The organism is Geomicrobium halophilum (assembly GCF_014207655.1).
GTDB classification, from domain to species: Bacteria; Bacillota; Bacilli; order Bacillales; family Marinococcaceae; genus Geomicrobium; species Geomicrobium halophilum.
Genome location: NZ_JACHHJ010000001.1, coordinates 1,492,325 through 1,513,739, shown reverse-complemented (window position 1 = coordinate 1,513,739; position 21,415 = coordinate 1,492,325). Strand labels below are relative to the sequence as shown.

Annotated in this window: 27 protein-coding genes; 19 read left to right on the top strand and 8 right to left on the bottom strand. The window is 43.1% G+C overall.

What is annotated here, in order from left to right; translation table 11 throughout:
* The first annotated feature begins 93 nt into the window (after nt 1–93).
* On the top strand, nt 94–300 hold the full coding sequence (locus tag HNR44_RS07435) for an alpha/beta-type small acid-soluble spore protein (protein ID WP_184403423.1): 207 nt from the start codon (nt 94–96) through the stop codon (nt 298–300).
* A 62-nt stretch (nt 301–362) separates the two neighbouring features.
* Here HNR44_RS07435 and HNR44_RS07430 read toward each other — a convergent pair whose 3' ends face one another.
* On the bottom strand, nt 363–611 hold the full coding sequence (locus HNR44_RS07430; RefSeq protein WP_221434211.1) for a DUF5342 family protein: 249 nt from the start codon (nt 609–611) through the stop codon (nt 363–365).
* Nucleotides 612–676: 65 nt separating this feature from the next.
* Here HNR44_RS07430 and HNR44_RS07425 point away from each other — a divergent pair, with 65 nt between their 5' ends.
* The 3 genes from HNR44_RS07425 to HNR44_RS07415 all read left to right on the top strand — a co-directional run bounded on the left by HNR44_RS07425 (nt 677) and on the right by HNR44_RS07415 (nt 3,366).
* Entirely contained in the window at nt 677–1,819 is a 1,143-nt protein-coding gene (locus HNR44_RS07425) for a DUF445 domain-containing protein (RefSeq protein ID WP_184403422.1), read from the top strand.
* Between the two features lie 90 nt (nt 1,820–1,909).
* On the top strand, nt 1,910–2,284 hold the full coding sequence (locus HNR44_RS07420) for a YlbF/YmcA family competence regulator (RefSeq protein WP_184403421.1): 375 nt from the start codon (nt 1,910–1,912) through the stop codon (nt 2,282–2,284).
* Between the two features lie 230 nt (nt 2,285–2,514).
* Nucleotides 2,515–3,366 carry an HAD hydrolase family protein gene (locus HNR44_RS07415; protein ID WP_184403420.1) on the top strand — a complete coding sequence of 284 codons (852 nt, stop codon included), beginning with the start codon at nt 2,515–2,517 and terminating at the stop codon, nt 3,364–3,366.
* A gap of 45 nt (nt 3,367–3,411) precedes the next feature.
* Here the strand turns inward: HNR44_RS07415 and HNR44_RS07410 are convergent, their stop codons facing one another.
* The gene (locus tag HNR44_RS07410) at nt 3,412–3,591 is read right to left on the bottom strand and encodes a YhzD family protein (protein WP_184403419.1); all 180 of its coding nucleotides are present in this window, start codon (nt 3,589–3,591) and stop codon (nt 3,412–3,414) included.
* Nucleotides 3,592–3,735: 144 nt separating this feature from the next.
* On the opposite strand from HNR44_RS07410, the gene HNR44_RS07405 reads away from it, so the two are divergent.
* From HNR44_RS07405 to HNR44_RS07365, 9 genes are all read left to right on the top strand, one after another.
* Nucleotides 3,736–4,167 carry an ATP-binding protein DrrA1-3 family domain-containing protein gene (locus HNR44_RS07405; RefSeq protein WP_184403418.1) on the top strand — a complete coding sequence of 144 codons (432 nt, stop codon included), beginning with the start codon at nt 3,736–3,738 and terminating at the stop codon, nt 4,165–4,167.
* Nucleotides 4,160–5,443 carry an ABC transporter permease gene (locus HNR44_RS07400; protein ID WP_184403417.1) on the top strand — a complete coding sequence of 428 codons (1,284 nt, stop codon included), beginning with the start codon at nt 4,160–4,162 and terminating at the stop codon, nt 5,441–5,443. Before HNR44_RS07405 ends, HNR44_RS07400 begins: the two co-directional genes overlap by 8 nt.
* 103 nt (nt 5,444–5,546) lie before the next feature.
* Nucleotides 5,547–5,819 (top strand): hypothetical protein, encoded by a 273-nt coding sequence (locus HNR44_RS07395; RefSeq protein WP_184403416.1) that lies wholly within the window; start codon nt 5,547–5,549, stop codon nt 5,817–5,819.
* A 29-nt stretch (nt 5,820–5,848) separates the two neighbouring features.
* Nucleotides 5,849–6,631, top strand: a complete 783-nt coding sequence (yidC, locus tag HNR44_RS07390) for a membrane protein insertase YidC (protein WP_246407025.1) — start codon at nt 5,849–5,851, stop codon at nt 6,629–6,631.
* Nucleotides 6,632–7,070: 439 nt separating this feature from the next.
* Nucleotides 7,071–7,466 carry a hypothetical protein gene (locus HNR44_RS07385; RefSeq protein WP_184403415.1) on the top strand — a complete coding sequence of 132 codons (396 nt, stop codon included), beginning with the start codon at nt 7,071–7,073 and terminating at the stop codon, nt 7,464–7,466.
* 158 nt (nt 7,467–7,624) lie between these two features.
* Nucleotides 7,625–8,305: a response regulator transcription factor gene (locus tag HNR44_RS07380; RefSeq protein WP_184403414.1), complete on the top strand. Its 681-nt coding sequence runs from the start codon at nt 7,625–7,627 to the stop codon at nt 8,303–8,305.
* Nucleotides 8,302–9,690 (top strand): sensor histidine kinase, encoded by a 1,389-nt coding sequence (locus HNR44_RS07375; RefSeq protein WP_184403413.1) that lies wholly within the window; start codon nt 8,302–8,304, stop codon nt 9,688–9,690. The genes HNR44_RS07380 and HNR44_RS07375 overlap by 4 nt, the downstream gene beginning before the upstream one ends.
* Nucleotides 9,691–9,747: 57 nt before the next feature.
* The gene (gene yhaM / locus HNR44_RS07370; protein WP_184403606.1) at nt 9,748–10,683 is read left to right on the top strand and encodes a 3'-5' exoribonuclease YhaM; all 936 of its coding nucleotides are present in this window, start codon (nt 9,748–9,750) and stop codon (nt 10,681–10,683) included.
* Nucleotides 10,684–10,783: 100 nt separating this feature from the next.
* Nucleotides 10,784–11,065, top strand: coding sequence for a sporulation YhaL family protein (locus HNR44_RS07365; RefSeq protein WP_184403412.1), 282 nt, complete (start codon nt 10,784–10,786; stop codon nt 11,063–11,065).
* A gap of 76 nt (nt 11,066–11,141) precedes the next feature.
* Here the strand turns inward: HNR44_RS07365 and HNR44_RS07360 are convergent, their stop codons facing one another.
* Nucleotides 11,142–12,068: a peptidylprolyl isomerase gene (locus HNR44_RS07360; RefSeq protein ID WP_184403411.1), complete on the bottom strand. Its 927-nt coding sequence runs from the start codon at nt 12,066–12,068 to the stop codon at nt 11,142–11,144.
* A 357-nt stretch (nt 12,069–12,425) separates the two neighbouring features.
* Here HNR44_RS07360 and HNR44_RS07355 point away from each other — a divergent pair, with 357 nt between their 5' ends.
* From HNR44_RS07355 to HNR44_RS07345, 3 genes are all read left to right on the top strand, one after another.
* Nucleotides 12,426–12,515, top strand: coding sequence for a YjcZ family sporulation protein (locus tag HNR44_RS07355; RefSeq protein ID WP_184403410.1), 90 nt, complete (start codon nt 12,426–12,428; stop codon nt 12,513–12,515).
* Nucleotides 12,516–12,548: 33 nt separating this feature from the next.
* Entirely contained in the window at nt 12,549–12,656 is a 108-nt protein-coding gene (locus tag HNR44_RS07350; RefSeq protein ID WP_184403409.1) for a YjcZ family sporulation protein, read from the top strand.
* Nucleotides 12,657–13,051: 395 nt separating this feature from the next.
* A complete protein-coding gene (locus tag HNR44_RS07345) occupies nt 13,052–13,609 on the top strand; it encodes a YpmS family protein (protein WP_184403408.1) in 558 nt (185 codons plus the stop codon).
* Nucleotides 13,610–13,632: 23 nt separating this feature from the next.
* Here the strand turns inward: HNR44_RS07345 and HNR44_RS07340 are convergent, their stop codons facing one another.
* The 3 genes from HNR44_RS07340 to HNR44_RS07330 all read right to left on the bottom strand — a co-directional run bounded on the left by HNR44_RS07340 (nt 13,633) and on the right by HNR44_RS07330 (nt 15,963).
* Nucleotides 13,633–14,160 carry an HTH-type transcriptional regulator Hpr gene (locus HNR44_RS07340; protein ID WP_184403407.1) on the bottom strand — a complete coding sequence of 176 codons (528 nt, stop codon included), beginning with the start codon at nt 14,158–14,160 and terminating at the stop codon, nt 13,633–13,635.
* A gap of 196 nt (nt 14,161–14,356) precedes the next feature.
* Nucleotides 14,357–15,475, bottom strand: a complete 1,119-nt coding sequence (serC, locus tag HNR44_RS07335; RefSeq protein WP_184403406.1) for a 3-phosphoserine/phosphohydroxythreonine transaminase — start codon at nt 15,473–15,475, stop codon at nt 14,357–14,359.
* Between the two features lie 62 nt (nt 15,476–15,537).
* Nucleotides 15,538–15,963 (bottom strand): HIT family protein, encoded by a 426-nt coding sequence (locus tag HNR44_RS07330; protein WP_184403405.1) that lies wholly within the window; start codon nt 15,961–15,963, stop codon nt 15,538–15,540.
* Nucleotides 15,964–16,339: 376 nt separating this feature from the next.
* Here HNR44_RS07330 and HNR44_RS07325 point away from each other — a divergent pair, with 376 nt between their 5' ends.
* The 3 genes from HNR44_RS07325 to HNR44_RS07315 are packed head-to-tail and all read left to right on the top strand — an operon-like array spanning nt 16,340 to nt 19,099.
* Nucleotides 16,340–17,083 carry an ABC transporter ATP-binding protein gene (locus tag HNR44_RS07325; protein ID WP_184403404.1) on the top strand — a complete coding sequence of 248 codons (744 nt, stop codon included), beginning with the start codon at nt 16,340–16,342 and terminating at the stop codon, nt 17,081–17,083.
* On the top strand, nt 17,080–18,297 hold the full coding sequence (locus tag HNR44_RS07320; RefSeq protein WP_184403403.1) for an ABC transporter permease: 1,218 nt from the start codon (nt 17,080–17,082) through the stop codon (nt 18,295–18,297). The genes HNR44_RS07325 and HNR44_RS07320 overlap by 4 nt, the downstream gene beginning before the upstream one ends.
* Before the next feature lie 46 nt (nt 18,298–18,343).
* The gene (locus HNR44_RS07315; RefSeq protein ID WP_184403402.1) at nt 18,344–19,099 is read left to right on the top strand and encodes an EcsC family protein; all 756 of its coding nucleotides are present in this window, start codon (nt 18,344–18,346) and stop codon (nt 19,097–19,099) included.
* 123 nt (nt 19,100–19,222) lie between these two features.
* Here the strand turns inward: HNR44_RS07315 and HNR44_RS07310 are convergent, their stop codons facing one another.
* Nucleotides 19,223–20,392, bottom strand: coding sequence for an amidohydrolase (locus tag HNR44_RS07310; RefSeq protein WP_281381360.1), 1,170 nt, complete (start codon nt 20,390–20,392; stop codon nt 19,223–19,225).
* A gap of 188 nt (nt 20,393–20,580) precedes the next feature.
* Entirely contained in the window at nt 20,581–21,306 is a 726-nt protein-coding gene (locus HNR44_RS07305) for a cytochrome c biogenesis CcdA family protein (RefSeq protein ID WP_184403401.1), read from the bottom strand.
* Between the last annotated feature and the right edge of the window lie 109 nt (nt 21,307–21,415).

Here is a 21,415-nt window from a genome sequence, read left to right as displayed (position 1 = left end):
AAGATACTGGATGAAGTTACTAATATAAATAAAGGATAGAGTTCGATTTTCGATACAAACTATAGTTACCAAGCGACAGGGAGGTGAATTACATTGGCTAACAACAACAACAACTCAAACCAACTAGTTGTACCAGGGGTACAACAAGCACTCGATCAAATGAAAACAGAGATTGCTCAGGAGTTTGGTGTACAGCTAAGCGGAGATGCTTCTTCCCGCTCCAACGGCTCTGTTGGTGGTGAGATCACTAAACGCTTAGTACAGATGGCTGAACAGCAAATGAACGGCTATCAACAATAATTGAATAACGATGGCTAAAAAGGCAGCTTCGGCTGCCTTTTTTCAGTCATCCATCTTTTCCTTTATTGATTGGGGTCATGATCTTCATAGATATGATACAGCATTAAATCATGGACTTGCATTTCCACCTTTTCTAACTGTTCAACACTAGGCTTGTTTTCCCATTCAATGGTTCCATCCTGTAAATAGATCCCCTCACAAAGTTTTCCTTGATGAAAAAAAGATACCTTCCATTTTTTACTTATCCAGTTGTTTTTTAATGTTTTAAATTGAAAATGCGTAAGCACGATGTCGGCCCCCTTGCTTCTCATGATCTCCATCCTTTCTTTATGGTATCATGACTACGGAAGTATGTCTTAGATGAGGAGTCTTGAAGATGAATGGCTGGTTATTACTACTGTTTACCGTCGCATTGGCGGCCCTTATAGGATTTGTGACAAATATTATTGCTGTTTCGATGTTGTTTCGTCCGCGAAAACCGATGTATATCGGGTCATGGAAACTTCCCTTTACGCCAGGATTAATTCCAAAACGACACGATGAGATCGCTCATCATTTAGGCAGGGTGGTCATGGAGCATTTGTTAACGGTAGAAGGGCTTCAAGGCCGTTTAACCGAGCGCGCTTTTCAAGAGGAGGTGAAAGCTTGGGTAAAAGAAGGGGGAAAACGGTGGCTGGTACGCGAAGAGCGCTCCATTCAGGAGATTGCTGAGCACTATAGTTCCTGGTCCTCGATTGATGAGAGAGTTGAGGAAAGAGTCGAATCAGCCATTTCCCGCCGACTTGATCAATATTTCCAAGAATGGCAAGATCAGCCTGTCGCATACGTGGTTCCAGATTCCATCATTCATAAAGGAACAGACGCTATCCCTGAAGTTTCCCGTTGGATTTTACATCGGCTTCGTATTTATTTATACTCAGAAGAAGGAAAAGCTAACATAAAAGCGATTGTCGAAACATTTATCCGCCGTCGTGGGTCGATTATTCAAATGTTAGGATCTTTGGTGCGAACAGAGAAAATGATTGAACGAGTGTATCCTGAGGTTGTAGAAGCATTAACCTCAACAGATATCGAACGTTGGCTGGAGGCAAAACTTCACGAGGAATATGAGAAAGTTTTACAAAAAGAAGTTACTGAATTTCTGTCAGCGGAAACGGTTGAAAAATACCGTATGGACATCGTACATCTCATTACACAACAAGTTCCCATTCAGGATATCCTCCATAAACCTGTAAAAGATTGGGCAGAGCACGTGGATTTTACGTTGCTTGATCAGGTTACTGACACCGTCGTTCATCAAGCAGGAAGATTTCTAGAAGTGAGGTTGAGCGGAATTTTAAAAGCCTTACAGTTGGATACCATTGTGACCAACCAAGTGAAAGCCTTCCCTTTGCCACGACTTGAAGAAATCGTAAAAAACATCTCTAAACGGGAATTGCAGATGATTAAATACTTGGGAGGTATCTTAGGAGGATTGATCGGTTTCCTTCAGGGGATCATTCTTATCGGGTTGTTATAAGTTTAGACTGTATTTTGAGCGATGGACATGTTATCGTAGGTAAGGTGAATTTTAGACAAATGTTTACATCAACTTTAAAGGAGGCTCATCATGGCTACAAATTTACATGATAAAGCATATGAATTGGCAAGAGCATTAAGGGAAAGCGACGAATTCCAGACGTTGAAAGCCCTTCATGAAGAAGTGGAAGAGGATGACGTTGCTAGCCGTATGCTCACTAACTTCCGCAATATTCAACTCGAGCTACAGGACAAGCAAATGCAAGGAGAACAACCTTCCGAAGAAGAAATTACGCAAGCGCAAAAGCAATATGAAATGGTACAGCAACATGAAGTGATTTCTAAGCTTATGGAACAGGAACAAAAAATGAGCACAGTCATCGGCGATATGAATAAGATCATCACTGAGCCTTTGGAATCTCTTTATGGCTCCCCTGAAGATCAAGGCCAAGGCGAACAAGGTTGAGGGCATAATGCTCTCAGCTTTTTTTACGCTAAAAAGGAAAGCGTCAGGTCATGAATGACTTGTGAGCTGTTCTTTTCAGCGGAAGCAGCATAGATACGGAAGCAAGGCGGGCGAAGCCTGTAAAGATCGGGGGTTCTGCCAGTGCAAAATCCGATTCCGCTAGTTCTAATTTTCCCTCTTCGGACATAGTTTTTACTAATGGGTAAGGAGTACGAACAGGAGGGATGACCTTGAATTACCGGCTTTTAGCCTTGGGTATTGACGGTGTCATTTTAAAAGAAAACAGCCGTTTAGCGAGATCAACGAAAGAAGCTATTGAGTTCGTTCGTAACAAGGGGGTTTATGTCACACTTGTGACTCATCGATCTTATCAGCATGCGAATAAGATCGCGAAAATGTTGAAGATGGATCACGAAATGATTTGTTATGGAGGAGGATTTATTGCCGGCCGTGTGGATAAACCCTTTTACGTTCAGCGGATGCCTGTAGAAATGGCTAGGGATTTGGCTTTTGAATTGGAGCGTTTTAATTGTCAAATCATCGTTGAGCATGAGAATTTTGAATTGACAAATCGAACGCATCAGCCGCAAAATCTTTTAGGAAAAATGACCGTGAGTGTTAGTGATTCATTATTCTATCCTCAAACGGTCGTGGAACATATGAGTGAACATGTTGATCTACATCGGATTGCCCCCCTTCGTATGAAAGCAAATTTTGATTCGAATGAGGAGGAAGCAGCTGCAGCTGAGTTGATTGAAAAAAGGATTCCAGGGATAAGTGTAATCAAGCAGTATGAAGAATTGTCCCTTCATTTTAAGCTTAAGGAAGCGAACAAGGCAGATGCTCTTCTTTATCTTGGCCATGAGCTTGGCATTCGACCTGAAGAGATGGTAATAACGGCCGCGAAGGCGGAAGATGAAGGGGTGTTAAAAATCGCTGGATTGGGTGTAGCCATGGGACAATCACCGATTCAATTGCGAAAGTCAGCCAATTGGGTGACGAGATCCAATGATCAGGGTGGACTTTCTTATATGATTAAAGAAGTATTTAGAAAACAAATGAAGGCTTCCCAAAACTTTTGAATGCTTAGCATCTGCCCCTCAACAATTGGAGGGGCAGAGATTTGTTTACCGGTAGAACAATAACAGTTTTCCTGAACGGACAAGCCGGTGGGTCGTTTTCATATACGATTCATCGGATAAACGTTTCCGGCCGTGGGCAATGGCTTCCTGATCGGTATCAAATGAAAACGATTCATTCAGTAATACTTCCCCCGTTTGATTAAAGACCGTTAAGGCATAATTCATGTGCACCCCTCCATTCAGCTTCTTTGATCTAAATTGTATCTTTTTTTGCAAAGGCTTACAAGTGTTCATCATGCCGCTTTGCTTGTTCCACACTGGATGTCTTGCTAGTATGACAATGACGGCACAATTGAGGTGAAAAAGAGCATGCCTTTGAATATCGATCACGCTTATCGAACATCGAAAATGGATCACTTATCGAAAGGTAATCAATACAAAATGCAGTTGATCGCATCACTATTGCATTACCCAAATGTTGAATCTCTTTGTGAAAACCGATGTATTATGGACAGCGGACATCCGATGGTTAATGGAACACTAAGGGAGATCAAGCATACATATGAAAAACGAAAGGTTCAACTTCGATCTAATTTTCCAGTCGATTTTGTGAAAAACAGCGAAGGAGTGCTGAACGTTAACCCCAGCGCGCAGGAGACAACCTTGAGTATTCATGATGAACGGATAGCTATAAACGTTTTTAAACAATTGCAAGGAAATGGGCTTGTCAGTCATTTTTTCGTTGAAGAGCCGATTCTACATAATATTTTCGTTGAAAAGGCAGGTCGCTCCTATGCGTAATCTGTGGATTGTTCTTGCACATACTTACTGGACGAAAGTGAAATCAAAAACGTTTATAGCGACGACATTAACGATGGCGATTTTTATGCTTGTACTTCTGAATTTGAATAACATCATACAGCTTTTTGATGATGATGCTGCTGAGCAGGCTTATGATGTTCTCATTCTCGCTGAAAACGAAAATGTGTATGGTTTACTGGCGCAGGAGGTTCAAAACGAAGATAATCAGATCACCGTGTATGAAGCCTCCGATGAAGAGCAAGCAGAGGAAGATGTTCTGGATGGTGGTTTCGATGCCTCTTTGATCGTTTCCGGGGAAGGAGAGGAGATTGAGGGTCATTTTTATGCGCCCACGGTGAATGAAACATATTTACCCACGCAGTTAGAAAGCGCGTTGCAGAGTGTAAAAGAAATGCAAATTGCAGGTGCCCTTGGTTTAGAGGAAGGAGAACTGCAGGCACTTGACGAGGCTGTGCCTTTTGAACAAACAGCTTTAGATGATACGGCCCGCTCGGAAGCAGAACTTAATCAGGCACGTTTTTTCGTCAACACGTTGCTTTTTATCATCTATTTCTCCGTGCTTTTTCTTGGGAATATGATTGCTTCAGAAGTAGCGACGGAAAAGTCATCAAGAGTGATGGAGATTTTAATTTCCAGTGCTTCCCCGGTTCAGCAAATGTTCGGGAAAATCATTGGGATCGGATTGATAGGGCTCACGCAGTATGCGCTCATTTTTATGATCGCGGTCTTTTCAGTCGGGACGATGATAGGGTCAGTAGATGTAAATGAAGCAAACGAGGTCGTCGGTGATCAAGCGCTTTTGGACATGAGTGGAGCGGTCTTTTCAATGGAGCTCTTCTTCTATGCCTTTTTGTATTTTATTCTGGGTTACTTGTTGTACGCGACCTTGGCAGCGATGCTCGGTTCAGTGGTGACACGGATTGAAGATGTCGGGCAAGCGATTGGTCCGATGAATATGCTCGTTATCGTGGCGTTAATGATTTCGATTTTTAGTCTGGGAAATCCGGGGGCCACGTTGGTTACCATCACCTCTTATATTCCGTTTTTTACACCCATGATCATGTTTTTAAGGATTGGGATGGGAGAAGCGGCGATTTGGGAAGTATTATTATCCATCGGTATTATGATCGTAACCATCACATTGCTTGCGATGGTTGCCGCGCGAATCTATCGGGGAGGGGTATTGTTATATAGCCATTCCCGTACATGGAAAGGCCTAAAGCGGGCTTTGTTGTTATCGAGAAAATCTACATGACCAATGCCCTTAGGCGTGTAGGGAAGGATCCTATTCGAATGTTACGGATATGTGTGTTAAACTAGCAAGGTATTAAATTTACAGAACTGGAGGTGGTGTACAAATGATGGTTGAGGTTCTTGCAGATATCAACTGGTTTCCTATAATGTTAGTTATTTCGAACCTGGCTGTTATCGGTTTTCACTGCCACCTCCTGCAAGCGTATACGATGCAATGGGCAGCTGGCTACCTGAAATATGACGAGAAAGGACAAGTTGAGCCATGTCTCATTCATGAGCCTTTCTTTGCTGTCACACGTATACAGAGAAAAATTCCAGCTTTGCAAGATCGAAGTCATGAAGATGACGATGAAGAAACGCATTCTCCTCGATGTTAATCTAGATTTATACAAGAGGAGGAGAATCGTTGAAATTAAAACATCTAGCAGTAATGTTCGTACTTTTAATGCTGACTGTGTTGGCAAGCGCTTGTGGAATGAACCAGGAACCGATTACTTCTGAAAGCGAAGGGGTTTGGGACCATTTCTTTGTTTTTCCATTGTCTTGGATGATTATCCAAACAGCTGAAATATTACAAGGAAGCTATGGGCTGGCCATTATGGTTATGACAATTGTCATTCGGCTTTTTCTTCTTCCGTTGTTTTTAAAACAACAGAAAAGCAGTAAAGCCATGCAAAAATTGCGGCCTGAGCTTAATGAACTAAGGGAAAAATATGATATGAAAGATCCCGATGACCAGAAAAAAATGCAGCAGGAAATGATGCAGCTTTACCAACAAAGTGGAGTTAATCCCATGGCAGGCTGTCTACCGATTGTCATTCAAATGCCCATCTTAATGGCGTTTTATTTCGCGATTGTTCGGACGGAAGAAATCGCGACGCATAGTTTTTTGTGGATGGACCTCGGTGTTCCTGACCCTTACATGGTTATGCCCCTTCTCGCTGGTGCAGGTATGTTCGTGCAAATGCAATTAAGCACTCGTAATATGCCTTCTGAGGTCGCAGGCCAAATGAAGATCATGATGTATATCATGCCGATTATGATTGTCGGTGCCGGAGTGGCCTTGCCTTCGGCATTATCCCTTTACTGGTTTACGGGCAGTATCTTTATGATTATCCAAACATTAATGATTCAAAGAAACGAACGTAAAGCGGAACAATCTGAAGCAGAAGCGGTAGAAATCAAATAACCTTGTTATAAAAGAAGGGATGCCTCAAAAGCAAAAGGCAGTCCCATAAGAGTTAAACTCCGTTGTTATCACATCACAACGGAGTTTTTTTCATAGTACATCTTGCAATCGTTTTCGCCTGGTTCAAGAAGTTAAGGGTGTTGGCCGCTAAGTTACTCCCAACGATGACTTTAGTGTAGATCAATCGGCCGTTTCCCGTCTCTTCTCCAGCGTGCGAGTCAAATATTTCAGCGCAATACTTTGTTATCCAAGGGAAGCACAGGGGATTCGTACAACACATTCTTCGGCGTTATGCGAATAAATTCTGTGACAATACATTTCTCCGATAACAACGTCAGATCTTTATCGAGACACTTCCTTTTTACCTACATGAAATGGACATTCACACACCTCCTTGTATTTGAATAATGTAGTTTGTAAAAGGAGGTAGGCTTTTAATATGCAGCGTAACGAACAAATGTATCATCATTGTATGCAGCACATAGGAAGGCATGTGCAGGCAGATATGAAGGATCACCAAAAGTTTTTTGGGTATGTTGAAAATGTAGATGTAGAGAATGTATACTTGATCATCTTGGAACCAGATGATGATGGACATCATCAAAAAGATCATATGCACAGCCATCATGGAAATTACATGCACGGTCACCAACATGGTCATCACGGGAGCCATTATCAAAAGTCTATGGGTTATGATGGTGATTATAGAGTATTTGGCGGCTATGGCGGCTATGGTGGATACGGCGGATATGGATATGGCTGGGGTCCTCGCTGGCGCTGGAGAAGATTAGCCTTACCCTTAGCTGGATTAGCAGCACTTAGCCTCTTATGGTAAAAAAGATTTTCCCTCATCCGGTCTTCTCGGTTGGGGGGTTTTTGCATTTGGATCAATTGTCCTTGATAATTGGTATAAGAATGATCTTTGTTATGAGTTGGCATGGGAAAGAAAGATTGATAGTATTAAATCAAATTCGAAGAAATGAGTGAAGTAAGATGAGTTATACCATTTTCCTCGTAGAGGATGAAGAGAACTTATCAGAAGCACTAAAAACGTATATGGAGAAAGAAGGATGGACGGTAAAATTATTTCATGATGGAGATCAAGCACAGGAAGCTGTTAACGAAAAGCCGCATCTATGGGTGTTGGATATTATGCTGCCAGGCACCGATGGCTATCAAATTCTAAAAAACATTCGTGAGGTACAAGGTGATATCCCAGTGATTTTTATTTCAGCGAGGGATCAGGACTTAGACCGTGTGCTTGGTCTTGAGATGGGCAGCGATGATTACATATCGAAACCTTTTTTGCCGCAAGAGCTGATTATTCGTGTAAAAAAACTTCTCACACGTGTATATGGTCCTGAGTCGGAGGAAAATAAAAAAATTGATTTAAACGACTATACGATTGATCCCCAGGGTCGAACGGTTGTTGATGAGCAAAACGATGGACAGGTGGTTGAGTTGACGACAAAAGAGATGGACCTGATTTTATTGTTGACGGTACAAGTAGGTAAAGCCTTATCACGGGAAGATATTATAGAAGACGTATGGGGCGAAAACTACTTTGGGTCTGAACGGGCGGTCGATGATGTTGTGCGTCGCGTACGTAAAAAAATGCCGCGCATTCACTTAGAAACATTATATGGGTATGGGTATAGGATTCTGGCGTCATGATTCGCATGAATCTTACGCGAAGAATATGGTTATCTTTTCTTGCATTGTTGGTATTGCTTGGTCTTTCGCTGACCATCATTTATCCTTTATCTATTCAAGGTACACTTACAGAAGAGACCTACCGTATTATTGAGCAGCATCAACAACAATTAGTCAGCCCTCTTAGCGGCCAGTTTTCACCTCCAACTACAGATGATGCACTCATTGACCCTCAGTCTGAACGGGATGTCGGTACGATCTATATCGCCGACCAGGTTGGGGGAAGTGCAACAGGTGAGGATTTAGAAGATATCCTGGAGGCTTTGCCAGAAGAAGTAGAAGACGCGGTCCCAGAAATGGTCGACCAAGCCTTTGCTCAAGAACAGGGAACCGGACGTTATGAGGTGACCAACCAGGACTCTACGATTTTCTATGTTGTTACGCAGGTAGACGCGGGGGATGATGAGGATGTAGACGAAATATTATATATATCTTTTATGCTGGACTCTTATCGTGATTCTATGGTCAATCAGTTGTGGGAAAATCTTGTATATTTGATGCTCATAACAGCGGCGTTTAGTTTGCTTCCGGTCATGTGGCTCACGCGCTACCTCAGAAAACCCCTGCGATTGCTGGGGAGTCATTTCGAACAAATTGCGAAAAGAAATTGGAAAGAACCTTTTCACTGGGAAGGAGACGAGGATTTCCAAAAGCTTTCTGATCAATTTGAACTCATGCGCCAAAACCTGATTCGCTATGACAATGCTCAAAAGACGTTCATTCAACACGCTTCCCATGAGCTGAAAACGCCGATTATGGTTGTGAAAACATATGCACAATCGGTAAAGGATGGGGTTTTACCCAAAAAAACAGTAGAAGAAACGATGGACGTCATTCTCCAGGAATCCAATCGTATGGATCAACGGGTTAAAGATATGCTTTATTTTACAAAACTAGGTAATTTAAAAAAGGAGACCATTAATCTCGAAGATTTATCGTTTGGCGCGCTTGCCTATCGATTAGAAGAGCGATATCGATTGCAGCGGGACGATCTCCAATTTGTGGTTCAAGGTGCTGACATTATTTTTAAAGGAGATCGTGAGCATATTCAAGTTCTTCTTGAAAATCTTATCGAAAATGCCATGCGATATGCTGAAAGCACAATCTGGATTCGTGCCGAGCAAACAAAAGAAGAGGTCATTCTTATCGTCGAAAATGATGGGGATCCGATCGATGAAGAAGATATGCAGACGATGTTTGATCCTTTTAGAAAAGGGAATAAAGGTCAATTCGGCCTCGGACTTGCGATTGTTAGACAAATTACCGAGCTGCATCATGGGCGGCACGGAGTTGTTAACGAAAATGGGCGTGTTTCGTTTCAGATGACACTCCCCCGTCAGATATAAATAATAAAATAAGGGAGGGAGAGCAGTAAAGGCGTGTACCGTCTAACTGTGCTTACTATGCAAAAAGGAATTTATTATGCCAAAGTTGGGGATAAAATTGATCGTCATATGCTAATTCGCCAGTCGATTCGGGGAATTGCCAGCAATGGAAAGCCGTTTTTAACGTTACGATTATCGGATCAAAGCGGTGATATTGAAGCGAAACTATGGGCGATAAAGCCAGAAGATGAAGCGACGTATTCTGGTAAAACCATCGTTCAAGTCCAAGGCGAAGTCTTTGATTATCGCGGACGCCTACAGTTAAAAATTGCGCGCATTCGTCCAGCAAATGATCAAGATCAGGTCAACGTTTCAGATTTTGTCCCAAGTGCACCGCTTAATAAAAACGATATGTTGGAACAAGTCAATCAATATATTTTTGATATTGAAAATGCAAAAGTTCAGCGTCTCACTCGTCATTTGCTTAAAAAATATCAACATGGTTTTCTGGAAGTGCCTGCTGCAACCAGGCATCACCATGAGTTTATGTCCGGCCTTGCCTACCATGTCGTTAGTATGCTTGAACTGGCGAACGCAGTGGTGAAACTTTATCCAAGTTTAAATAAAGATTTACTATATGCCGGTATCATTCTTCACGACCTTGGTAAGGTTCGTGAATTATCAGGTCCGATTGATACGGAATATACGCCTGAAGGGAAGCTGATTGGCCATATTTCAATCATTGCCTCAGAAATCCACCAAGCAGCCGAAGAACTGAATATTGAAGGCGAAGAACCGATGCTGCTTGAACACATCGTCTTAAGCCATCACGGGAAAGGAGAATGGGGGAGTCCTAAACCGCCGCTCGTTAAAGAGGCGGAGATCCTACATTATATTGATAACCTTGATGCCAAGATGAACATGATGGAAAAAGCGCTAGAAAAAACGGAGCCCGGACATTTTACTGAGCGTATTCCGGCTTTAGAAAACCGTACCTTTTACAAGCCCAGGTAAAAAAGGGAGAGAGAAAGGCTGGCCTATTGAACACTGATTTTAATCATACAAGCCTCTACGTTCACATAAAGTAACATAGGAACGATAAGGGGTGGTAGATTTGGAACAACGCTCTAAACGGATGTTATTTACACTCGTCATCGTCTTTTTTGTACTCGCTATCTTGCAACGATTTACAGCGGATACAGCCATAACGACGATTCCATGGTGGGTAGCTACAGTTATTTTGGCAGCTATTATTTCCGGGTATATGTGGATAAGGACAAGCATGCAAGAAAGAAAAGCAGAAGCCGAATGGATTGAGCAAGAAGGTCGAGTCTATATACGGCGGATGGAAAAGGAACGTGCGGGACGATCAGCAGGTTCTACGGAAAATGAATAAAGGAAGAAGAAAAGCACCTCCATTTTATAGAGGTGCTTTTCTGATCAGGTAAGAGGGGGTTTCCTATATTTTTACTCTATTGCATTGGCATCGCGTTTGGATCTTGAAGCCAATCGTCGTATTCACTGTCTGTTACTTCAATGTCAGCTTCTTCCATCAATTCCTGAATCACTTCTTGTGGCATTCTGGACTGTTCTTGCGTGAGCTGGTCTTCAATTTGTTCTTCAAGCTCTTCATAGGAGTCGTTGCGGTCAAGAACTTCGATGATGTGATAGCCAAACTGTGACTCGACAGGATCGCTTATTTCTCCCTCATCTAATTCAAAAGCCGTTTCTGTGAAGTTTTCATCCATTTGTCCGTCTTGAGTGAAATAACCGACGTTTCCGCCTTCCTGTTCACCTTGGGGATCCTCTGAATATTCTTCAACCGCATCCTCAAAGCTCATGCCGTCCTCAAGTTCGCTTAAAACTTCCTCAGCCGTTTCCTCGTCGTCTACAAGAATGTGGCGCGCTTCTACTTCGATTAGTGATTCTTCATTCTCTTCAAAGTAAGCTTCCTTATCTTCCTCAGAAATTTCTACACCTTCCATAGAAAGTTCCTGGATCACCACTTGAGGAAGTAAAAATTCTTCTTTTAATTCTTCCACGGAATCAATTGGAACCTGCATCTGCATTTGTAACATTTCGACCAATTGCTCGTCATCTTCGACACCCATTTGCTCACGCATATCCTCTAGTTCAGCTTCAACTTCTTCTTCGCCAATATCCAGTTCCTCGGCTTTTTGCTGCAATACGGTATTTTGAACCATTTGATTAAACATCTCTTGTCCAGCTTCATCCATTAATTCGTCTGTTAGTTCTTCTTCAGTAATCGCTGTCCCGTTAACGTTAACAATTTCATCCCCATCGTTATTATTCGCATCATCTTCAGCGTTATCATTACAAGCTGTTAAACCTATAACGCCGCTTAAACCTATTGCGAGGGCAATATTTGTCTTTTTCAATCATTCCACACCCCTTAGTCGTCTCCATATGTAATTGATAAACATCCTATGATTCTAATGACGAAAGCTAATCTTAACTATATCATAAAAATCCATGTTCAAAAAGTAGGACAAAAAAAGCCACGCAGGATAGCCTGCCACTTTTTCACGAAGTTGAAGGAAGAACAGGACTTATTTTCGTGAAGAAATCTTTTTGGCAAATCCGGGTTTCACCCTCGTTTAGGAAGCACTTCATTGAGGCAGCCAATCCCGTGAATTTCTAATATCGACAAGAAAAACTCAATTTATAGGTTGAGTGCCCAAACGTCTCGACTTCTCCCTACATAGTATAACTCAGGAATGGGAGGAGGTGGCATCATGTCAAAAGGCTATGGCCATGGCGGTGGTTTTGCGCTCATCGTCGTCCTGTTCATTTTGCTTATTATTGTAGGTGCCTCTTGGTGCTAGGGGTCCTTTAAATTTTGGAAGGAGGAAATATATATGGGTTACGGAGGATATGGAAACGGCGGAGGTTTCGCTCTGCTTGTAGTGTTGTTCATCTTGCTCATTATTATTGGAGCTTCTTGGGGCGGCTTCGGCGGCTACTAAGAAGGAAAGGGTTGGCTTCTAAAGCCAGCCCTTTTTCCGTTGAGTAAGGAACATTTAGGCGGCGAATGATTAGATGACTAAAAGCCTTACATATGTAGAAGCAAGAAGAATCATGATTAAAACGTTTATCGTGGTAAAAACATTGGGTATTCGTTCTTCAGATAATTCTTTTTGTACCACAAGAGAGTTGGTCATAGAATTAATGATAAACAGATATATCGTTGCAAAAAAAACAAATACGAAAATAGACATGCCTGAACCTCCAATACATCTCTTGAACCTACTGTATCAAACATTGGCCTAAAAAGATAGCGATTTGAGTCAGCGATCGTAAATGATCATTGACCTTCATATGGTATCATGATGATAAACCAATCGTGCAAAGGATGAAAAATATGAACTGGAAATGGGCATTTTTTATTTTATTAGCCATTAACGTTATTATTGCTGGAAGTTTTTGGCTCTTGTTATCTCCCATTGGCTCTGACTCGCCTTCCCCAAGCGAGATACAAGAAGCGCCGGAAGAGGGAGAGGTATTTTTTTCGGCAGAGACATCTATAGACCAAATCAATACATATTTGAGTACGGAAAACGATGGGTTTCGTATACAAAAGGAAGGGGATGAATTCGTCTTTACGGGCACCTTCGAGTTCTTCGGAGTAAACTTTGATGTTGATCTTTATTTATTGCCAATGGTAACCGATAGTGGGAATTTGCGTCTCGAGGAAAATGGGGTCGCTATTGGTGCTCTGGAGTTACCAGGTTCAACTGTCTTGGAGGTGATTCGTCAACAGGCTGATATGCCAGAATGGGTCCATATTTACCCAGATGAAGGAGTCATAGATGTGGATATCAATGACATCGATATTGGAGATGAGCTGTATTTGCGCATCGGTTCGCTTGATACGGAGACAATCACATTTGAGGGCGTGCATGAAGGCGATATTTCTTAAGAAGATTCACTACACCCCCCTTATCAGGAGGGTGTAGTGTTGTATCCAGAAAGGGGATGTTTGAATTTGTCGGTAAAGTCCTCGCCGTACATATGACGAACAAGGGTGGCAATCTCAGCAAATTCTGGGAACTTTCCATAAAGTTCTTTGAGGGGCATGGCACCCTGTAGGGTTTCGTGACTATTGGCATCAAAATGATCCAATGTTTCCAAAAAAAGCGCTTTCCCTTTTTCGGTCAGGTGTACATATGTCTGGCGGCGATCTTTTTGTTGTTTTACCATACAGATGAGATTTCTTTCTTCTAATTTTTTCGAAAAATTATAAACGGTTGAAACATGCATAACCCCGTTTCTGGCTATTTCAGAGAGGACAGGGGTGCCCATTTGGTAAGTAATCCATAGGATTTGGTGTTCATTAATATTCAATCCATGCGGCTGTAACCATCGCTGCCAATCCTGTTCCACAGACTTCCAAAGCGCTTTGCTCAAATAGGCAAGCCGATGTTTAAAGTGAAGCGACTGCTCCCAAGATTGAGTCTTAGAAAGTTCCATATATACCTCCCTCTCAAAAAATTGTGTATCATTTGTCAATTTTTAAAATATATTGTCGTTATGCTTTTAGTATAGAGAAAAAGTATTTAAAAGAAAAGAGGTTGTTCAAAAAACTTCTGCTTATGTCCTTTGCTTCTCGGCTCTTAATTAAAATGAAAGATCCGTAACGATGAAAAGATCATTACGGATGCAGTGATTATTGGTTGTTTATTTGAAATGAAATCATGAAATCACGAAGGGCTTTGCAGGATTCATACGAAACGGCATTATAAATGGAGGCGCGGCAGCCGCCGACAGAGCGGTGGCCATTTAGGCCGATGAAATGCAGGTCTTTAGCTTCTTGAAGAAAGCGATCTGTCAGCGCTTCGCTAGGAAGCGTAAAGGTAACGTTCATGTCTGAACGGCTATCTGGGTGTGCATGCCCTTGATAAAAACCGTTGCTTTCGTCAATCACGTTATATAAAAGCTGTGCTTTTTTTCGGTTTTCGGCCTCCATTGCTGTAAGGCCCCCTGCGTTTTCAATCCATTGCAGTGTATTTTTTAGCATATAAACCGCAAAGGTTGGTGGCGTGTGATAGAGAGAATTTTTATCTGCATGGGTATTGTAGCGTAAAATACTCGGTACGTTTTGAGTGATGCTTGTACTCTTTTCGAGCATTGCTTTAGAAATAATGACAAGGGTGACTCCGGATGGGCCAAGATTTTTTTGTGCTCCCGCATAGATCAGATCAAAGTTTTCAATCGGCAGGGTGCGGCTGAATATATCACTCGACATATCAACAACAACAGGTGCGCTCCACTCAGACATTCGTTCAAAATCTTCCCGTTGCCAAGCCGTTCCGTAAATGGTGTTGTTGGAAGTCACATGGATGTAGGCATCTTCCGGATCGGTTTCAATTTGGTCAAAAACAGGTATGTACGCATAGTTTTCGTCTTTTGTGCTTGCGCCGCTATACGTTTGCCCCAAGATGTCAGCTTCTTTTTTCGCCTTTTCCGACCAGGAGCCTGTCATCATGTAATTTGCTTTTTGAGATGGTGCAAGCAGGTTATACGGAACCATCGCAAACTGCAAACTCGCTCCTCCTTGTAAAAGCAGAACTTCATAATCGGCTTGGATGTCAAGGAGACGTTTGACAAGAGCAATCGCTTCATTGTGCACTTCCTCGTAACTTTCTCCGCGATGACTGTGTTCCATGATGGACATACCGGTATCGTTGAAGTCCTCAAGCTCGGATGCTGCCTGTTGAAGAACTTCTAGAGGGAGAGCGGCAGGCCCAGCATTGAAGTTATGAATTCTTCTTGTTGTCAATTCCATAACCTCCCTATGTATATAAGTTCAGGAAGCTTGTTGCACAATCTTCCTGATGGCTTGTTCATTTATTCCAAATTCGCTTTTACGTCCTGCGCATACGATTGCAAATCTTCGGTCGTGTATTTGTCACTGTTATCCACCCAATGGTATAAAATGTCATCACCGTAGCGCGGGATAAAATGTAAGTGATAGTGAAAAATGGATTGGTCTGCTTTCTCACCGTTGTTATTGACGATGTTCAAGCCATCACAATTGAAGGTTTTTTTCAGCGCGCGGGCAATTTCCGGTACTTTTGAAAAGAGCTTAGCAGCTGTTTCTTCGTTTAATGAAAAAATGTTTTCCTGATGGTCTTTAGGGATCAATAACGTGTGCCCTTTTGTAACTTGACTCAAATCTAAAAAAGCGACAGCTTCTTCGTCCTCATAAATTTTACTGGAAGGAATCTCACCTTGTACAATTTTGCAGAAAATGCAATCGGATTGATTGGACATTAAAACCCCTCCTCATTTATCGGTAGTAAAGGTTGTTCAAAAAGTCGGGGAAAAATACCCTTTCGTATCTCTTCGTCGTCTTGCTTCTAAAGCTCCTCACGTATGAAACCATAGCCTCGAAAAAGAACCACTTTTCCTTCTGTTAAGTTAAGAAGTGAATGCTTTCGTCGTGCAGGCAGGATGCTAAAAGCAACGTCTTCTCGACCTACTCGGCTCTTTTTGTCCTCCTTTTTGAACCCCACTATTATATCCTATCATAACAGACGTACACGAATCTGCCCATTAAGTTTTGGAGTATGTGTACGAGCATTTCCCTTTTTCTCGCTTAGACGGTACAATGGAAGGAGTTATATGTAGCTGCAAGAGGAGGTAAACAATGGCGTCATTGTTACATATTGAGGATTTAGCAGGGGGATATAGCCCGAGTAAACCAGTGATTGAAGAAGTTTCATTTCAAGTCGAATCGGGGGAAATCGTAGGCTTGATCGGGCTGAATGGAGCCGGAAAAAGCACGACCATCAAACATATATTAGGGTTATTGGAGCCGATTAACGGAACGATTCACCTGCGGGGGAAAACGATGGCGGAGGATTTGGATAGTTACCGTAAGCGTATCGGTTTTATCCCGGAAACGCCCATCCTTTATGAAGAACTTACGTTGTGGGAACATCTACGTTTAACAGCCATGGCTTATGGTGTTTCCGATCAGGATTGGCAAGGGCGTGCCGAACAGTTAATCGAAACCTTTCGTATGAAAAAGATGACTCATTGGTTTCCCAGTCATTTTTCTAAAGGAATGCGGCAAAAGGTGATGGTCATGTGCGCGTTCCTGATTGAGCCGGAATTATATGTCGTCGATGAGCCATTTGTAGGCTTGGATCCAGTGGGCATCCAGTCACTTCTCGAACGCATGATCACGATGAAAAAAAATGGAGCCGGTATTTTAATGAGTACGCATATTCTTTCAACCGCGGAGAAACATTGCGATCGCTTTATTTTGCTTCATCAAGGTCGTGTCTATATGCAAGGCACGATGGAGGAGTTACGAAAGCAAGCTGAAATGCCGGAAGCAGACCTTGACACGCTCTATATCGAAATGACAAAGGAAGAATCCCTATGAATCCAGTAGAACTCTGGCGTGAACGTTCACGTAATTACTGGAACGAAGCGATCCGCTACATTCGCTTGATGGCAAACGGCGGATTGGCAATAGCTGTTTACGGAACTTTATTGATGATTGGCTTTTATTACCAATCGTTTTTAGAGTGGCTACCTGCCGGTTTTCCTGTCCTGCTCGTGCTTACCATATTGTTTGCATTTTTGCTCACTCGAAGCCCGGTACGTACGTTTGTAAAAGAAGGGGATCTCGTATTTTTGCTTCCTTTCGAAGGGCAAATGGGGCCATATATACGTAAAGCCATCGTTTATAGCTGGCTCTGGCAGGGAGCGATCCTTTTTCTAATCTTATTTTTACTTGCACCTCTTTATTTAGACCGGCTTCCAGGTGAGCTAACGGCTTTAGTCGTGACGATGGCTGTACTTGTAGCTGCGCAGTTATGGAACATTGTAGCGGAATGGACAGAAATAAGACAACAATTTTCGGCTGCCCATTCGCGTCATCGCTGGCTTCGTTTCGTTGTCAATGTTGTATTCGTCTATTTTCTGCTGCAAACGGCGTGGTGGTTCGCTGCAGTGATCGCTCTGATCATGCTCGCTGTGATGGTCCTGTATTACCGCCCGATGCATTACAATCATCCGTTAAAATGGGAAACGCTCATTGCCCGGGAGCAACAGCGCCTGCATTCGTTTTACCGTCTGGCAAACGCCTTTACCGACGTGCGCCATGTGAAGTCTACCGTGCATAGGCGGCGTTGGCTGGCGGCACCATTTGAACGAATTCGTCATCAAAAGGCCAATACGTATATATACTTGTACGGGAAAACGTTTGCCCGTTCGGGGGATTATCTAGGCATATGTATTCGGCTCGCTGTTGTTGGTGCATTGCTCATTTATGCTGCGCCCGCTGCTTGGGATTGGATGGTCCTCGTGGTGGTCGGTTTGTTTATCTACATGACAGGGGCACAAATGGCCACCATCTACAATCACCATGACGTATTATTGTGGCCATCCATTTACCCGGTGCCGGATATGAGCCGTAGACGCGCGGTGAAATCTATGGTGCGCTGGGTATTACTCGTACAAACGTTTTGGTTTGCGGTGATCACAGCGTTGACATCTGTACCGATGATCATGGCGGCTCTTGCACTCCTTGTAGGAGTTGCCATCAGTCTCTACTACTCAGAATTTCAACTGAATAAGTATTTTGATGCATAGCGATTAGAGGTCGTAGGTAGGAATGATCTCAGGGGAGGGGTAGCCTATGACAGAGTCATACGAAAAACACGCAATGGTGGAACTGAATGACTGGCGCAGGAAGATATCCAGGAATCCCTCGATGATGAAAACATGGACAAAAGGGTTACAAGGGAAAATTAATCAGCGAATCCCGGGGCGCGTTCATGAGGCGGTTGCTTCTGCGGTTCGCAATATGGTTGAAACGACGCTTTCCGGCTCAGAATATGTGGCGAAATCGGAGCCGTTGGAAGCGGTAAGTTTGGAAGAGCGGGAAAAGAAGTTGCAGGAAGCCATCACTTCGTATAAACGAACAGCTAGTATCGAAGGGGCAGGCACAGGTGCGGGCGGCATTTTCCTGGGCATGACGGATTTGCCCCTTCTTATGGCCATCAAAATGCGCTTTTTGTTCACGGCCGCCCATCTTTACGGCTTCAACCCCGTAAAAATCGAAGAACGCTTGTTTTTACTTCAGGTGTTCCAAATGGCCTTTTCGAGTGAAAAAAATAAACAGGAAACACTCGCACGCATCGATGACTGGGGAGGATTTATCGATTCTTTTCCAGGCGAATTGACTGCCGATGAAGCGATTGATTGGGTGAAGTTTCAGCTGGAATACCGCGACTATATTGATGTACCGAAAACGTTGCAACTTATTCCTGGTTTCGGGGCCATTGTCGGAGCGACGGTGAATTATCATTTTCTCGACCTGTTAGGAGAAGCGGCGAAATATAGTTATCGGATCCGCTGGTTTCAGGAGCAAGATAAGGAAGACGTCGAATAACGCGAATATGTGTTGTGTTTTAATGACTGAATGATAGATGAGAAGCGCGAAGGAGTTCGCTAGAACAACTGCACCTTGCGCTGAAAAACCCCGACAGGTCTTTCCTGCCGGGGTTTCAATATGTTATTTATACTGCAGCACAGCTTTGCCGAGGGTTTTCGCAGCTATTAACATCGCTCGCTCGTCGAAGTCAAAGTTAGGGTGATGGTGTGGAAAATTCGTTTCCCGGTCTGGAAATGCTGCACCAGTGAAGAAAAAGGTTCCTTTTCTTTGTTCCAGATAAGCACCGAAATCTTCTGCAACCATAGCAGGTTCGCGTGTGACCACACTTTCAACCCCTGGTACATCCTTTGCAATGTCTGCAATGTATCGGGTTTCAGCTTCGTGGTTGATAACCGGGGTGTACCCGCGGAGGTAATCTAGTTTTGCTTCGCCACCTGCTGTTTTAGCGGTTCCAACTATAATTTCGTTTAAATCATGCTCAATTTGATTTCGAACATCTTCGTTAAATGTACGCACGGTCCCAGTGAGGGTAGCGGTTTCCGCGATGACATTATAAGCGTTATCGGCAACGAAACCACCGATGGAAACGACCGCTGATTCAAGCGGATTTAAACGTCTTGACACAAGGGTCTGCACATTGTTGACGATTTGTGATCCAATGACGATCGCATCGGTTGCCGTGTGTGGCTCAGCGCCGTGACCGCCTTTTCCTGTGACATGAATATAAAAGTGATCAGCCGCTCCCATAAAGGGGCCGCTGCGTTTTTGAATCGTACCGAGTGGATCGACGGCCCATAAGTGGGTGCCGAAAATGACATCGACGCCTTCGAGGCAGCCATCAGCAATCATGGGCGCAGCCCCTCCCGGCGCATGCTCTTCTGCATGTTGGTGGATAAAGACAACGTTTCCTTCAATGTTTTCCGCTTGCTCCCTTAATGCTTTTGCGAGCACGAGTAATATTGCTGTATGACCGTCATGACCGCAAGCGTGCATGACGCCATCGACTTTGGATTTATATGGAACATCCTTTTGATCTTGAATAGGCAGTGCGTCGAAATCGGCGCGTAAAGCAATGGTAGGGCCCGGTTTTCCGCCTCTTAATGTAGAGACAACTCCCCGCTTGCCGACACCTGTTTGTACCTCAAGCCCGAGTGCTTCATGATAGCGGGCAATATAGGCAGGTGTTTCTACTTCCTTGAATGAAAGTTCAGGGTTTTGATGTAAATACCGTCGAATATCGACCATTTCTTGATAAAGGTCATTCAATCGTTCATATAATTGATTCTCCAACTTCTACCCCTCCCACATAAACTGTATACTTTATTCTAACATATTTCATTTTTCTGTTATGAAGAAGAACGAAGGAATCAGATAAAATGGTTAAAGAAAGGGTAGATTTATACTTTTTTTTATATATTTTTGGGTATATAAAAAAAGCCGCAATTATCAGTGGAAAGTGCGGCTTTTCATTGTTAGCATTATAACCATTCTGGAACAAAGCTGGCGAGATACGTGGAGATCGTTTGGAAGTATCCAGAAAATAACAGGATTCCAAGGATGATCATAAGCACACCGCTAAATTGTTGGATCTTAGGCAGCCAATGATTAAGGCGGCTTAACTTATTCAGCGAACGGGCATAGATTAACGATACGACGAGAAAAGGGAGTCCTAGGCCAATGGAATAAATCAAAAGCATTCCTGTCCCAGCTGCAAGGCTTTCGGTGGTCGCTAGAGCTAAAAGTGAACCAAGAACGACACCGATACAAGGAGTCCATCCCGCCGCGAATACAAGTCCAAATGCGACCGATCCAAGGAAGCTCGTTGCTTTTTTAGGTGTAGCGTTGCCAATCTTTTTTTCTGAAAGCAAAGCCCGTATTGAGATAACTCCTGACATTTGTAAGCCAAAGATAATGATAAGGATCCCGCCGATTTGCTCGAGGGCACTGCTATACATGCGGAACCATTCACCAATGAGGGTCGCTGATGCCCCCATTAATAAGAAGATGATCGTAAAGCCAACGATAAAGCCAAGACTTCTAGAAACGATAAGGTGCCGCTCTGCATTCACCATTCCACCGGAAACATTGGTACCGGTTAATTGGGCTAAATAAGCGGGTACCAATGGGAAGATACATGGGGAAAAAAAGGAGATCATCCCCGCGAAGAACGCGATGCCTGCGAGACTAATGGATACTTCCTCCATGTCGAAAATACCTCCAATTTATGTAAATCAATGACAAGTTGTACATAATACCTATTTTATTCTATCAATATTGTAACTGAAAAATGTGTGTAATCATCCATCGTTATTA